Origin of the sequence: Streptomyces sp. NPDC087270, assembly GCF_044744625.1 — a bacterium.
GTDB lineage: Bacteria > Actinomycetota > Actinomycetes > Streptomycetales > Streptomycetaceae > Actinacidiphila.
Map to the genome: position 1 here is coordinate 80,226 of NZ_JBIUYR010000018.1, position 14,297 is coordinate 94,522.

11 protein-coding genes are annotated in these 14,297 nt (G+C 73.0%); 8 read left to right on the top strand and 3 right to left on the bottom strand.

The features are described from left to right. Positions 1–70: 70 nt before the first annotated feature. The 7 genes from ACIPAE_RS30365 (at position 71) to ACIPAE_RS30395 (ending at position 9,568) form a co-directional block, all read left to right on the top strand. Positions 71–1,189, top strand: coding sequence for an SDR family oxidoreductase (locus tag ACIPAE_RS30365; RefSeq protein ID WP_402449534.1), 1,119 nt, complete (start codon positions 71–73; stop codon positions 1,187–1,189). Positions 1,190–1,347: 158 nt separating this feature from the next. Continuing rightward, entirely contained in the window at positions 1,348–2,103 is a 756-nt protein-coding gene (locus tag ACIPAE_RS30370) for a class I SAM-dependent methyltransferase (RefSeq protein WP_366413721.1), read from the top strand. Between the two features lie 210 nt (positions 2,104–2,313). Then, entirely contained in the window at positions 2,314–5,088 is a 2,775-nt protein-coding gene (locus ACIPAE_RS30375; protein ID WP_329370874.1) for a penicillin acylase family protein, read from the top strand. 242 nt (positions 5,089–5,330) lie between these two features. Next, positions 5,331–6,119, top strand: a complete 789-nt coding sequence (locus ACIPAE_RS30380) for an SDR family oxidoreductase (protein WP_366413732.1) — start codon at positions 5,331–5,333, stop codon at positions 6,117–6,119. Next, a complete protein-coding gene (locus ACIPAE_RS30385; RefSeq protein ID WP_402449537.1) occupies positions 6,116–7,855 on the top strand; it encodes an AMP-binding protein in 1,740 nt (579 codons plus the stop codon). Before ACIPAE_RS30380 ends, ACIPAE_RS30385 begins: the two co-directional genes overlap by 4 nt. Before the next feature lie 61 nt (positions 7,856–7,916). Continuing rightward, a complete protein-coding gene (locus tag ACIPAE_RS30390) occupies positions 7,917–8,567 on the top strand; it encodes a TetR/AcrR family transcriptional regulator (protein WP_402449540.1) in 651 nt (216 codons plus the stop codon). A 17-nt stretch (positions 8,568–8,584) separates the two neighbouring features. Continuing rightward, a complete protein-coding gene (locus ACIPAE_RS30395; RefSeq protein ID WP_402449542.1) occupies positions 8,585–9,568 on the top strand; it encodes an NADPH:quinone oxidoreductase family protein in 984 nt (327 codons plus the stop codon). Between the two features lie 225 nt (positions 9,569–9,793). Here ACIPAE_RS30395 and ACIPAE_RS30400 read toward each other — a convergent pair whose 3' ends face one another. Both ACIPAE_RS30400 and ACIPAE_RS30405 read right to left on the bottom strand, forming a co-directional pair. After that, entirely contained in the window at positions 9,794–11,008 is a 1,215-nt protein-coding gene (locus tag ACIPAE_RS30400; protein WP_402449544.1) for an acyl-CoA dehydrogenase family protein, read from the bottom strand. 6 nt (positions 11,009–11,014) lie between these two features. Beyond that, the gene (locus ACIPAE_RS30405; protein ID WP_329370882.1) at positions 11,015–12,076 is read right to left on the bottom strand and encodes a phosphotransferase family protein; all 1,062 of its coding nucleotides are present in this window, start codon (positions 12,074–12,076) and stop codon (positions 11,015–11,017) included. A gap of 140 nt (positions 12,077–12,216) precedes the next feature. Here ACIPAE_RS30405 and ACIPAE_RS30410 point away from each other — a divergent pair, with 140 nt between their 5' ends. After that, complete coding sequence (locus tag ACIPAE_RS30410; protein ID WP_329374400.1) at positions 12,217–13,542, top strand: glucarate dehydratase family protein; 1,326 nt, start codon at positions 12,217–12,219, stop codon at positions 13,540–13,542. A gap of 150 nt (positions 13,543–13,692) precedes the next feature. Here ACIPAE_RS30410 and ACIPAE_RS30415 read toward each other — a convergent pair whose 3' ends face one another. After that, positions 13,693–14,208: a gluconokinase gene (locus ACIPAE_RS30415; protein WP_402449547.1), complete on the bottom strand. Its 516-nt coding sequence runs from the start codon at positions 14,206–14,208 to the stop codon at positions 13,693–13,695. Between the last annotated feature and the right edge of the window lie 89 nt (positions 14,209–14,297).

Below are 14,297 nucleotides of genomic sequence, written 5' to 3' on the forward strand. Positions count from 1 at the left end.
CGGCGGATGTCGACGCATCCCGCACCCGTCGGCAGTCGGGCCGGCCGGGCCGAGGACAGGAGCGAAGGACATGAGCGGCGAACGAGTACTGGTCACGGGTGGCTCGGGCTTCATCGGGGCGCACTGCATCGTGCGCCTGCTGGACGAGGGCTACCGGGTACGGACCACGGTCCGTTCCCTGGCGCGCGAGAAGGACGTGCGCGCCATGGTGAGCGCGGGCCGGGCACAGGCGGCGCGCGGCGCGGGCACGGCGGACGGCGGCGCGGGCACAGCGGATGGTGGCGCGGGCACGGCAGACCCCGGCGCGGGCACGGCGGACGGCGGTGACGCGCTGGACTTCGCCGTCGCCGACCTGGGCGCGGACGACGGCTGGGCGGAGGCCGTCGCCGGGTGCGCGTACGTCCTGCATGTCGCCTCGCCCTTCCCGCCCGGCGAGCCCGAGCACGAGGACGACCTGATCGTGCCGGCCCGCGACGGCGCGCTGCGCGTCCTGCGCGCCGCCCGCGACGCGGGAGTCGAGCGCGTGGTGCTCACCTCCTCCTTCGGCGCGGTCGGCTACGGCCACCCGCAGACCGACGAGCCCTTCACCGAGGAGACCTGGACCGACGTCGAGGGTCCCGGGGTCAGCGCGTACGTGAAGTCCAAGACCCTCGCGGAGCGCGCCGCCTGGGAGTTCGCCGCGCGGGAGGGCCGCGGCACGGAACTGGTCGTGGTCAACCCGGTCGGCGTCTTCGGTCCCGTGCTCGGGCCCGACTACTCCGCCTCGATCGCGCTCGTCCGGCGACTGCTCGACGGAGGGATGCCGGGAGTGCCGCGGATGTACTTCGCGGTGGTGGACGTGCGCGACGTCGCCGACCTGCACCTGCTGGCCATGACCAGCCCGGCCGCGGCGGGGGAGCGGTTCGTGGCGGCGGCCGGCGACGTGACCTCCATGCGCGAGATCGCGGTGCTGCTGAAGGAGCGGCTGGGCGCGGACGCGGCGCGGGTGCCGACGAGGGAACTGCCCGACTGGTCGGTGCGGGCGGCGGGCCGGGTCAGCTCGGCCGCCTCGGGCACGGTCCCGCACCTCGGCACGATTCGGCGCACGAGCAGCGCGAAGGCCCGCCGGCTGCTCGGCTGGTCGCCCAGGTCGAACGAGGAGGCGGTGCTGGCGACGGCGGAGAGCCTGCTGCGGCTCGGCCGGGAGTAGGTGCGGCCGGGAGCAGGTGCGGCCGCTGGGGGACGCGGGGTGACGGGGCGCGGCGGCCAGAGGACGGTCCAGGGGATATTGGGTGGCACCCAGGCCCCGGATCAGGCACGATGCGCGGGTTCCGCCCCCGTCGGGGGCCTGTACGGCCGAGGAGTCGCATGAGCCTGCGCCATCACGAGATCGCCGAGTCCGGGCACCGCATCCTGAACCCGATCACCGAGGAGAAGCTGATGCTCCTGGGTGAGGTCTGCCGGCTGGAGGAGGGGCAGCGGCTGCTCGATCTGGCCTGCGGGAAGGGGGAGATGCTCACCCGGTGGGCCGAGCGGTACGGCGTCGGGGGCGTCGGGGTCGACCTGAGCGAGGTGTTCCTGACGGCGGCCCGGCTGCGGGCGGCGGAGCTGGGGGTGGCCGAGCGGGTCGGTTTCGAGCGCGGGGACGCGGGGGCGTACCAGGCCGAGCCGGGGGCGTTCGACGTCGTGTCGTGCATCGGGGCGACCTGGATCGGCGACGGGGTCGGCGGGACCATCGAGTTGCTGCGGCGGGCGCTGCGCCCGGGCGGGTTGATGCTGATCGGGGAGCCGTATCTGACCGAGCCCGCGCCCGAGGAGGCGTTCGAGGCGATGGGGTTCGACCCGGAGGAGTTCACCTCGCTGGTCGGCACGCTGGACCGGTTCGAGGCGGCCGGCATGGAACTGGTGGAGATGGTGCTGGCGGACGGGGACAGCTGGGACCGCTATGTCGCGGAGCAGTGGTTCGCGATCTCGGACTGGCTGCGGGCGGTGCCGGCGGACCATCAGGACGCCGCGGACATGCGGGAGTTCCTGGCGCACGGCCGCCGTACGCATCTGGAGTACCAGCGCCGGTATCTGGGGTGGGGCGTGTTCGTGCTGCGGGAGGCGGCGCCGGTGAAGTGAGCGGGGAGAGGAGGTCGGCGGGCGGCACGAGCCGGGACAGGGCGGCGGCGCCGGGGAAGTGAGCGGCGGGGCGCGGGTGATGTGCGGGGCTATCGTCACGTTCGCGGCATGTGGGGCGCCGGAGAAAATGAAAAGCTGACGTATGTTCATCTTCCGGGGAGCTGCGTACCGGCGGTAACCTCCGCGCACCGGTACCCGGAAGGAGAAGATATGCCGCTACGGACCCCACGACGGATCGGCACGCGCATCGGCAGGCGGGTCGGCACCTTGAGAACGGCGGCCGCCGCCGCGCTGCTGGCCCTCGGCGCCACACTGATGGCGCCCGGCGCCATGGCAGCGCACGCCGCGGACCCCACCACCGACTACTGCGGAGGCCAGTGCTCGGACATCCTGCCGCCCGGCGAGAACGGCAACGCCACGCTCGCCGACATCCTCGCCAACAAGGCGCTGGGCACGCGCCCCGCGCACACGATGGACCAGCTCGGGCCGTACTCCTCGCTCGCGACCGGGTACCAGGGCCTGACGGACGCGACGTTGAGCAACTTCTTCAACTCCTCCTCCTTCGGGGTGCCTTCGGACCAGGTGGCCTCGGTGATCAGCCCGCGCTCCGACGTCACGATCACCCGGGACAAGGCGACCGGGGTGCCGCACATCAAGGGCACGACGAGGGACGGCACCGAGTTCGGCGCGGGATACGCCGCCGCGCAGGACCGGTTGTGGCTGATGGACCTGTTCCGGCACGTCGGTCGGGGGGAGTTGTCGTCGTTCGCGGGCGGCGCGGCCGCCAACCGCGGCCTGGAGCAGGAGTTCTGGCAGCAGGCCCCGTACACCGAGGACGACCTGCAGGCGCAGGTCGACTGGCTGAGCAACAACAGCGGGGCGCGCGGGAAGCAGGCGCTGGCCGACGCGCAGGACTACATCGACGGCATCAACTCCTACATCACCGCGTCGAAGAACGGACGGTACTTCCCCGGCGAGTACGACCTGACCGGGCACGTCAACGCGATCACGAACGAGGGTGACATCGAGCCGTTCAAGCTGACCGACCTGATCGCGCTCGCCTCGGTGGTGGGCGCGCTGTTCGGTACCGGCGGCGGCGGAGAGGTGCAGTCGGCGCTGTCGCTGATGGCCGCGCAGCAGAAGTACGGCGTGCAGGACGGCACGAACGTGTGGGAGTCGTTCCGCGAACGGGACGACCCCGAGGCGACCTCGACCGTGCACGACGGCACGTCGTTCCCGTACGCGGGCAAGCCGGCCAATCCGCAGGGCGAGGCGCTGCCCGACCCGGGTTCCGTGAAGCCGGAGCCCCTGGTCTACGACGCGACCGGCGGGGCGACCCAGACCACCACCAAGAGCCCGGGGGTGCTGCCCTCGAACCTCTTCTCGGACCCGCGCAAGGGCATGTCCAACGCGCTGGTGGTGAGCGGCGCGCACACCGCGAGCGGCCATCCGGTGGCCGTGTTCGGCCCGCAGACCGGCTACTTCGCGCCGCAGCTGCTGATGCTCCAGGAACTCCAGGGACCGGGGATCAGCGCGCGCGGCGCGTCGTTCGCGGGGCTCGGCATGTACGTGGAGCTGGGCCGCGGCCAGGACTACGCGTGGAGCGCCACCTCCGCGTCGCAGGACGTGACCGACACCTACGCGGTGCAGCTGTGCCAGGACGACACGCACTACATCCTGCACGGGAGTTGCGTGGCCATGGAGAAGCTGGAGCGCACCAACTCCTGGACGCCCACGCTGGCGGACTCCACGCCCGCCGGTTCGTACCGGATGCAGGTGTGGCGAACGGCGTACGGGCCGGTGATCTACCGGGCCACGATCGACGGGAAACCCGTCGCGTACACGCAGTTGCGCAGTTCGTACATGCACGAGGCCGACTCGATCATCGGGTTCCAGGAGCTGAACGATCCAGGGTTCGTGCATGACGCGGCGTCGTTCCAGAAGGCGGCGCAGGACATCAACTACACCTTCAACTGGTTCTACGCGGACTCCCGGCAGACCGCGTACTACAACAGCGGCACCAACCCGGTGCGGGCGGCCGGCGTGGACGCGTCCTTCCCGGTGTGGGGGACCGGCCCGTACGACTGGCAGGGCTGGGACCCGACCCACAACACCGCGGACTACACGCCGCCTTCGCAGCATCCGCAGTCCATCGACCAGGACTACTACGTCAGTTGGAACAACAAGCAGGCCCCCGGCTACACCTCGGCGACCTTCGGCAACGGCTCGGTGCACCGGGCCGACCTGCTCAACGACCGGGTCAAGGCGCTGGTGCAGGCCGGCGGCGTGACCAGGGCCTCGCTCGTCAAGGCGATGTCGGACGCGTCGCTGACCGACCTGCGCGGTGAGGACGTGCTGCCCGACCTGCTCCAGGTGATCAACAGCTCGCCGGTGACCGACAGCCAGGAGGCCACCGCCGTACAGCAGTTGACCGCGTGGGGTGCGGCGGGCACCAAGCGCACGGAGACCTCGGCCGGTTCGCACACGTACGCCAACGCGGACGCGGTGCGGATCATGGACGCGTGGTGGCCGCTGCTGATCCAGGGCGAGTTCGAGCCCGGGCTCGGCACCGACCTGTACAACGCGCTGGCGACGAACCTGACCATCGACGAGTCGCCCTCGGCCGGGCACGGTCCGACCGGCTCGCACGCGGGCAGCTCGTTCCAGTACGGCTGGTGGTCGTACGCCGACAAGGACCTGCGCAAGGTGCTCGGCCAGAGCGTGCAGGGCCCGCTGGCGCACACGTACTGCGGCGGCGGCCAGCTCGCGGCCTGCCGGGACATGCTGCTGTCCACCCTGAAGCAGGCGGCCGCCACCCCGGCGACCACCGTCTACCCGGGCGACGACGGCGGCTGCTCGGCCGGCGACCAGTGGTGCGCCGACTCGATCGTGCAGCGGCCGCTCGGCGGCATCACGGACGACCGGATCAGCTGGCAGAACCGGCCGACCTACCAGCAGGTGGTGGAGTTCCCCTCGCACCGCTGAGCACACCGGAGCGGCTCCGCTGAGCACTCCGGAGCCACACCGGCACCACCCGGGCTGCCGGAATCGTCGGGCGGCGCGGAGCCGTACGGCAGGAAGGGCCGGGTCCCGAGCAGGGGCCCGGCCCTTTCGCACGCCTCACCCGGCCCTTTCGTACGCCCCTTCCGCAGCGATGACCGACCGCTTAGTATGCGAAGGGCAGGCGAAGGGTCGAAACCTCGAGTCGAAGGAGACACGTCGTGGTCGTGGAAGCGCTGCGCGACGCCCGGGTGGTCGTCACCGGGGCCGGAGGCGGCATCGGCGCCGCGCTGGCCCGCCGATTCGCGGCCGAGGGCGCCCGGGTGGCCGTCAACGACCTCGACGCCGAAGCCGCCCGCGAGACCGCCGCCGAGATCGGCGCCGCGGTCGTGCCCGGCGACGCCTCCGACGTGGTGCCCGCCGCCCGGACCGCGCTCGGCGGCACCATCGACGTGTTCTGCGCCAATGCCGGAGTCGGCACCGGCGGCGGCCCCGAAGCGGATGACGCCGCCTGGGAACTGGCCTGGGACGTCAACGTGATGAGCCATGTCCGCGCCGCCCGCGCGCTGCTCCCCGGCTGGCTGGAGCGCGGGTCGGGCCGCTTCGTGTCCACCGTGTCCGCCGCCGGGCTGCTGACGATGATCGGCGCGGCGCCGTACTCCGTGACCAAGCACGGCGCGCTCGCGTTCGCCGAGTGGATGTCGCTCACCTACCGGCACCGCGGCATCCATGTGCACGCGGTCTGCCCGCAGGGGGTGCGCACCGCGATGCTCGCCTCCACCGGCCCCGCCGGGGACCTGGTGCTCGCGCCGACCGCGATCGAGCCCGAGGACGTCGCCGACGCGGTGCTCGACGGCATCGCGGCCGACCGCTTCCTGATCCTCCCGCACCCCGAGGTCGCCGGGTACTACGCGACCCGGGCCGAGGAACCCGAACGCTGGCTCGGCGGCATGAACAAGCTCCAGCGGCAGTACGAGGGGCAACTCGCCGCCGCCGAGGGAGGCGAGCGGGCATGACGACCTACGCCGACCAGCCCTGGCTGAAGCACTTCACCGAGGAGCAGCGCGCCGGGACCGAGCACCCGCCGTCCGTGCTGCACACCTTCCTCGCGTTCGCCGAGCGCGCGCCCGGCCACCCCGCGCTGCGCTACTTCGACGGCACGCTGTCCTACGGAGAACTCGACACCCTCTCCGACGGCCTCGCCCGCCACCTGACCGCGCACGGCTTCGCCCCCGGCGACCGGCTCGCGATCATGCTCCAGAACGTGCCGCAGTTCGTGATCGGCCTGCTCGCCGCGTGGAAGGCCGGTGGCGCGGTGATCCCGGTCAACCCGATGTACAAGCGGCAGGAGTTGGCCCACATCCTCCGCGACGCGGACGCCGCGGCGATCCTGTGCGCGAACACCGCCTGGGAGGCGTACGTCCGGGACACCGCCGCCGACTCGCCGGTCCGGATCGCGCTGACCGCCGACGAGCACGACTTCCAGAGCCGGGACGACGCCCGGGTGCTCGGTGAACGGCGGCCGCCCGTGCCCGCCGCCGACGGCGCCCGGCCCGACGACCCCGCGCGGGACGTCCTGGCCGTCGCCCGCGCCGGGGCCGGGGCCGGTCCCGTACGATCCGCCACGGACCGGCCCCCCGCCACGGACCTGCCCGCCACGGACCTGCCTCTCGCCGACCTGCCCGCCGCCGGCGACATCGCGCTGGTCAGCTACACCTCCGGCACCAGCGGCCGCCCCAAGGGCGCCCTCAACACCCACGGCAACATCTCCTTCAACGCCCACCGCCAGGTCCGTATCCAGCAACTCCCCGACGGCGCCGTGGTGTTCGCGCTGGCGCCGCTGTTCCACATCACCGGCATGGTCTGCCAGCTCGCCGCGGCCCTGGCCGGCGGGCACACCGTGGCGCTCACCTACCGCTTCGAGCCCGGCGTGGTGCTCGACGCGTTCCGCGAGTACCGCCCGGCCTACACCGTCGGCCCTTCGACCGCGTTCATGGCGCTGCTCGCCCGGCCCGACGCCGTGCCCGACGACTTCGCCTCCTTCCAGCTGATCTCCTCCGGCGGCGCCCCGCTGCCGCCCGCCGTCGTGGAGTCCTTCCGGGCCCGCTCCGGCGGCCGCTACCTCGCCAACGGCTACGGCCTGACGGAGTGCACCGCGCCGTGCGCGAGTGTCCCGCCGGGCCTGGAGGCCCCCGTCGACCCGGAGTCCGGCACCCTCGCGGTCGGCGTGCCCGGTCCCGGCACCGTGGTCCGCATCCTCGACGACGCCGGCGCCGAGGTGCCGATCGGCCAGTCCGGCGAGATCGCGGTCACCGGGCCGATGGTCGTACCGGGGTACTGGAACAAGCCCGAGGAGTCCGCGGCGGCCCTGCCCGGCGGGGAGTTGCTCACCGGCGACATCGGGTTCATGGACGAGGACGGCTGGCTCTACGTCGTCGACCGCAAGAAGGACATGATCAGCGCGTCCGGCTTCAAGGTCTGGCCGCGCGAGGTCGAGGACGTGCTCTACACCCACCCCGCCGTGCGCGAGGCCGCGGTCGTCGGGGTGCCCGACGCCTACCGCGGCGAGAGCGTCAAGGCGTACGTCAGCCTGCGGCCCGGCGCCGCCGCCGACCCGGCCGAACTGGTCGCGTACTGCAAGGAGCGGCTGGCGGCGTTCAAGTACCCGCGGCAGGTCGAGGTGCTCGCCGAACTGCCCAAGACCGCCACCGGGAAGATCCTGCGCCGGGAACTGAAAACGGCGGCCGGATAGGGTCCATACCGGTCGGAATGCCGGCCGGCCGACCACAGGGCACGAGGAGAGGGCAGCAGCCATGGCACGCAGGGCGACGAGCGGCGGCAGCGCCGGCGACGGCGGTACGGGACCGAGTGCCACGACGGGTGCGGGACCCACGGGCGCCGTGCCTGAGCGGCTGCTCGCCGAGGCCACCCGGCTGTTCGCCGAACGCGGCTACGACCGCACCTCCGTCCAGGAGATCGTGGAGGCCGCCGGCGTCACCAAGGGCGCCCTCTACCACTACTTCGGCTCCAAGGACGACCTGCTGCACGAGATCTACGGCCGGGTGCTGCGGTTGCAGACCGAGCGGCTCGACGCGATCGCGGCCCGGCCGACCCCCGTCGCCGAGCGGATCGCCGAGGCCGCCGCCGACGTCGTCGTCACCAGCATCCAGAACCTCGACGACACCAAGATCTTCTTCCGCTCGATGCACCAGCTCAGCCCGGAGAAGCAGAAGGCGGTACGCGCCGAGCGCCGCCGCTACCACGAGACGTTCCGCTCGCTGATCGAGGAGGGGCAGCGCGACGGCCACTTCCGGCCCGAGCTGCGGCCCGACCTGGTGGTGGACTACTTCTTCGGCTCCGTGCACCACCTCGGCACCTGGTACCACGCGGACGGCCCGCTCACCGCGGAGCAGGTCGCCGCGGAGTTCTCCGACCTGCTGCTGCACTCGGTGCGGCGGCCCTGACCCCTGGGAGACCCCCTGTGAAGGCATGGCGCGTCCACGAGACCGGCGAACCGCGCGAGGCGATGCGCCTCGACGACGTCCCCACCCCGCGGCCCGGCCCGGGCGAGGTGCTGCTGCGGGTGCGCGCCGCCAACGTGAACTTCCCCGACGCGCTGCTGTGCCGCGGCCAGTACCAGATCCGGCCGCCGCTGCCCTTCACCCCCGGCGTCGAGATGTGCGGCGAGGTCGCGGAGACCGGGGAGGGCGTGACCGGACTCGCCCCCGGCGACCGCGTCATCACCCCGGCCGCGCTGCCCGCCGGGGCGTTCGCCGAGTACGCGGTGGTGCCCGCGGCCGGGGTGCTGCCTGCGCCCGAGGCGCTGGACGACGCCGAGGCCGCCGCCCTGCATATCGGCTACCAGACCGGCTGGTTCGGCCTGCACCGCCGGGCCGCGCTGCGCCCCGGCGAGACGCTGCTGGTGCACGCGGCGGCCGGCGGGGTCGGCAGCGCGGCCGTACAACTCGGCAAGGCCGCGGGCGCCACCGTGATCGGCGTGGTCGGCGGGCCGGAGAAGGCCGAGGCCGCACGGGAGTTGGGCGCCGACGTGGTCGTGGACCGGCGCGCCGAGGACTTCGTGGCCGTCGTCAAGGAGGCCACCGGCGGGCGCGGCGCCGACGTCGTCTACGACCCGGTCGGCGGGGACGCCTACACCCGGTCCACCAAGTGCATCGCCTTCGAGGGGCGGATCGTGGTGGTCGGCTTCACCAGCGGGACGGTTCCCGCGCCCGGGCTCAACCACGCGCTCGTGAAGAACTACACGATTCTGGGGTTGCACTGGGGGCTCTACAACACCCACGACCCGGCGGCCGTCCGCCGTGCCCACGACGACCTCACCGACCTCGCCGCCGCGGGTGCTGTCAAGCCCCTCGTCAGTGAACGCCTTCCGCTCGCCGCTGCCGCCGACGCGGTCCAGAGGGTCAGCGACGGCACGACGGTGGGCCGGGTCGTCGTCATTCCGTAAGGTGCCGTCCCGGCTGCCCCGTCCTGTGGGTTGCCGGACCTTGCGGTCCCTTGTGGCCGGTCGCGCAGTTCCCCTTGGTAGGTGCGGCTTTCTCCGCGGAACGAGCGTCACCTACCCAGGGGCGCTGGGGGTACCTCCCAGGCGAAGCTCCGGGGGAGGAACTGCGCGACCAGCCATCCACCGGCAGGTGGCCCCTGAACCGGCAGAACGCACCACTCCGGAGGGTCAGGCGTACCGCCGGAGCTCGCGCCGGGCGAGCGACCGCTTGTGCACCTCGTCCGGGCCGTCGGCCAACCGCAGCGTCCTGGTCGCGGCCCACAGCTCCGCCAGCGGGAAGTCCTGGGAGACCCCGCCGGCGCCGTGCAGTTGGATCGCGCGGTCCACGATCCGCTGCACCGCCGCCGGCGTGGCGATCTTGATCGCCTGGATCTCGGTGTGGGCGCCCTGGTTGCCGACGGTGTCCATCAGCCAGGCCGTCTTGAGCACGAGCAACCGCAACTGCTCGATCTCCACCCGGGCTTCGGCGATCCACTCCTGGACCACGCCCTGCGCGGCGAGCGGCTTCCCGAAGGCGGTACGGGCGTTGGCGCGCCGGCACATCAACTCCAGCGCGCGCTCGGCCATGCCGATCAGCCGCATGCAGTGGTGAATCCGGCCCGGCCCCAACCGGGCCTGGGCGATGGCGAATCCGCCGCCCTCCTCGCCGATGAGGTTGCCGACCGGCACCCGCACGTCGTGGAAGACGATCTCGGCGTGCCCGCCGTGGTCGCCGTCGTCGTACCCGAACACCCGCATGCCGCGCCGGACTTCGACGCCCGGGGTGTCGCGGGGGACGAGCACCTGGCTCTGCTGGCGGTGCCGGTCCGCGGCCGGGTCGGTCTTGCCCATCACGATGAGGACGGCGCACTTGGGGTTCATCGCCCCGGAGATGTACCACTTGCGGCCGTTGATGACGTACGAGTCCCCGTCGCGCTCGATCCGGGTCTCGATGTTGGTGGCGTCGGAGGACGCGACGTCGGGCTCGGTCATCGCGAACGCCGAGCGGATCTCGCCGGCCAGCAGCGGCTCCAGCCACTCCTTGCGCTGCGCCGGGGTGCCGAACTCGGCGAGCACCTCCATGTTCCCGGTGTCGGGCGCCGCGCAGTTGAGCGCGGGCGGGGCCAGGTGCGGGCTGCGGCCGGTGAGTTCGGCCAGCGGCGCGTACTGGAGGTTGGTCAGTCCGGCGCCGTGCTCGCCGGGCAGGAAGAGGTTCCACAGGCCCTGCGACCTGGCCTCGGCCTTGAGCCGCTCCACGATCGGGGGCGCGGTCCAGCGGTCGTCGCCGACGGCCTGCTCGCGCTGCTCGGCGAAGACCGGCTCGGCCGGGTAGACGTGCGCGTCGAGGAACGCCGAGAGCCGGGTGCGCAGCTCCTCGGTCCTGGTGTCGTAGCCGAAGTCCATGGGCGCTCAGTCCTCGTCTCGGGTGGTGGGGTGCCGCACGGTGGTGGACCGGCGCAGGGTGCTCAGGCCGCGGTCGATGAAGACCGGGACGACGCCGCCGATCCGGTCGAACCCGGCGCCGACGGTCTGGCCGAGGGTCCAGCGGTAGTGGATGCCCTCCAGGATCACGGCGAGCTTGAAGAAGGCGAAGGCGGTGTACCAGTCGACCGCCGTCACGTCGCGGCCGGACCGCTCGGCGTAGCGCGCGACGATCTCGCGGGAGTCGGGGTGGCCGGGGGCGCCGCCGGTGGTGGGCGCGGAGAGCAGGTCGCTGCTGCGCTGCTCGGTGTACATCACCAGCAGCCCGAGGTCGGTGAGCGGGTCGCCGAGGGTGGACATCTCCCAGTCCAGTACGGCGGTGAGCCGGCCGTCGGTGTCGATCAGCACGTTGTCCAGGCGGTAGTCGCCGTGCACGATCGCGGGCGCGGGGGAGTCGGGCATCGCCCGGCCGAGCGCGGCGTGCAGCTCGTCCACGCCCGCCAGTTCGCGGCTGCGGGAGGCGTCGAGCTGCTTGCCCCAGCGGCGCAACTGCCGGTCGAGGAAGCCCTCGGGCCGGCCGAAGTCGGCCAGGCCGACCGCCGCCGGGTCCACCGCGTGCAGGTCCACCAGGGTGTCGACCAGGGTGTGCACGGCCGCCCGGGTGCGCTCGGGACCGATCTCCCGCAACTGCTCCTCGCTGCGGTACGGGGTGCCGGGCACGAACTCCATCAGGTAGAAGGGCGCGCCGATGACCTCCGGGTCGTCGCACCGCAGCAGGGTGCGCGGCACCGGCACCGGGGTGTCGGCGAGCGCGCTGATCACGCGGTGCTCGCGGCCCATGTCGTGCGCGGTGGCCAGCACATGGCCCAGCGGCGGCCTGCGCACCACCCAGGTGCCGGTGCCGTCGGTGACGCGGTAGGTGAGGTTGGAGCGGCCGCCCTCCAGCAGCTCGGCCCGCAGCTCGCCCCGGGCCAGGCCCGGGTGCTCCCGGTCCAGGTGGCGGCGCAGGCGGTCGAGGTCCAGGCCCGGGGGGTTGGCGGATGCACTCATGCCGAGATCATACCGACTGGTCGGTATGTAGTCCAGTTCTTCGACGGTCGCCGCGGTCCGCCCTGCCGGTCGCCCGGCCGCATTGACGGTCTCCGGTCCGCCCGCCTACTCTCGGTTCCATGGGTGAACGCGATTCATATATGCAGACGGCCGGTTCGGTGGACGCGGCAGCCACGGCCCACTCGGCGACCATCGCCGAAGTGCGGTTGACTCCCATCCTGATCGCCGATCCGCCGCTGCTCAACACCCAGGGCGTCCACCAGCCCTACACCCCGCGTCTCGTCATCGAGGTGGTCACCGCCGACGGCACCACCGGCGTCGGCGAGACGTACGGCGACACCCGCTACCTGGACCTGGCCGCGCCGCTGGCCAAGGCGCTGCCCGGCCACCGGCTCAGCGACCTGAACGGGCTGTTCACGCTCGCCGAGCGGGTGTGCGGCGACCCCGAGCAGGTCTCCGACTCCGTCAGCAGCGGCGGGCTGCGCGGGGTGCAGACCGCGGACAAGCTCCGGCTGTCGGTGATCTCCGGCTTCGAGGTGGCCTGCCTGGACGCGCTCGGCAAGTCCCTCGGCCTGCCGGTGCACGCGCTGCTCGGCGGCAAGGTCCGCGACACCGTCGACTACAGTGCCTACCTCTTCTACCGGCTCGCCGAGCACCCGCAGGGCGCCGGCGAGCCCGACGACTGGGGCGCCGCCCTCGACCCGGCCGGCGTGGTCGCCCAGGCCCGCCGCTTCGCCGACACCTACGGCTTCGGCTCCTTCAAGCTCAAGGGCGGCGTCTTCCCGCCCGAGCAGGAGATCGCCGCCGTCCGCGCGCTCGCCGAGGCGTTCCCCGGCAAGCCGCTGCGGCTCGACCCCAACGGCGCCTGGTCGGTGGAGACCTCGCTGGAGGTCGCCCGCGAACTCGGCGACGTGCTGGAGTACCTGGAGGACCCGGCGAGCGGCACCGACGGGATGGCGCGGGTCGCCGCGGGCACGTCCGTACCGCTGGCGACCAACATGTGCGTCACGACCTTCCCGGAGATCCAGGAGGCGTTCACCCGCGGCGCCGTCCAGGTCGTGCTCTCCGACCACCACTACTGGGGCGGGCTGCGCAACACCCAGCACCTGGCGGCGATCTGCCGCGCCTTCGGGGTGGGCCTGTCCATGCACTCCAACACCCACCTGGGCATCAGCCTCGCCGCGATGACCCACGTGGCCGCGACCGTGCCCAACCTCGACTACGCCTGCGACTCGCACTACCCGTGGCAGGTCGAGGACGTCATCACCGAGCGGCACGTCTTCACCGGCGGCCGGCTCACGGTCTGCGACCGCCCGGGGCTGGGCGTCGAACTCGACCGCGCCGCACTCGCGGCGCTGCACCAGCGCTGGCTGGACGACGACGGCACGATGCGCGACCGGGACGACGCCGCCGCGATGCGCAAGGCCGACCCGGAGTGGCGCACGCCGTCGGTGCCGCGCTGGTAGTCAGCGGTACGGCAGCCGGCGGTACGGCAACGCGCCGCGCGGCAGCCCGCGATACGGTGGCGCGCCGCACGGGATCGCGCCGCCTGACCGGGCCGCCTGATCGGGCTGCCTGATCGCGCCGCCTGACCGGACCGCTCCGGCCGGACCCGCTCAGCGGGCGAGCGACTCCAGGATCTGGCGCACCGTCGACTCCGCGTCCCCGTCGATCGATACGACCGCGCCGGCCTCGCCGGACTCCAGCGGCTCCAGCGCCTCGAACTGGGACTCCAGCAGCCCGGCCGGCATGAAGTGGCCCGTGCGGGCGCCCAGTCGGGCCGCGACGAGTTCCGGCGCCCCGTCCAGGTGCGCGAAGAGCAGCCCGGGCGCCGCCGCCCGCAGCCGGTCCCGGTAGCGCCGCCGCAGCGCGGAACAGCTCACCACGCCGCCGCGCGGCCCGCGGTCGGCGAGCCACCGCGCGATCGTGTCCAGCCAGGGCGCGCGGTCGGCGTCGTCCAGGGGCCGGCCCGCCGCCATCTTCGCGATGTTCGCCGCCGGGTGGAAGTCGTCCGCCTCGGCGTACGGCACGCCCAGCCGTGCGGCCAGCATCCCGCCGATCGTCGTCTTGCCCGACCCGGACACCCCCATGACCACGATGAGCGGGAGCGTTGCGGCAGGTCGGGCTGTCATGGGCCCCACTGAACACGTATGCGGGGTGCGTATTCAAGTGCGGGGTTGCCGGCACCGGTGAGATCGTCGTCATATCGGCGTGCGGGCGT

Bases quoted from the DNA above. Each gene is read 5' to 3' on its own strand.
- ACIPAE_RS30410 (WP_329374400.1), top strand. From the start codon at position 12,217: ATGCAGACGGCCGGTTCGGTGGACGCGGCAGCCACGGCCCACTCGGCG.
- ACIPAE_RS30400 (WP_402449544.1), bottom strand. From the start codon at position 11,008: ATGGACTTCGGCTACGACACCAGGACCGAGGAGCTGCGCACCCGGCTC.
- ACIPAE_RS30390 (WP_402449540.1), top strand. From the start codon at position 7,917: ATGGCACGCAGGGCGACGAGCGGCGGCAGCGCCGGCGACGGCGGTACG.
- ACIPAE_RS30385 (WP_402449537.1), top strand. From the start codon at position 6,116: ATGACGACCTACGCCGACCAGCCCTGGCTGAAGCACTTCACCGAGGAG.
- ACIPAE_RS30415 (WP_402449547.1), bottom strand. From the start codon at position 14,208: ATGACAGCCCGACCTGCCGCAACGCTCCCGCTCATCGTGGTCATGGGG.
- ACIPAE_RS30375 (WP_329370874.1), top strand. From the start codon at position 2,314: ATGCCGCTACGGACCCCACGACGGATCGGCACGCGCATCGGCAGGCGG.
- ACIPAE_RS30405 (WP_329370882.1), bottom strand. From the start codon at position 12,076: ATGAGTGCATCCGCCAACCCCCCGGGCCTGGACCTCGACCGCCTGCGC.
- ACIPAE_RS30370 (WP_366413721.1), top strand. From the start codon at position 1,348: ATGAGCCTGCGCCATCACGAGATCGCCGAGTCCGGGCACCGCATCCTG.
- ACIPAE_RS30365 (WP_402449534.1), top strand. From the start codon at position 71: ATGAGCGGCGAACGAGTACTGGTCACGGGTGGCTCGGGCTTCATCGGG.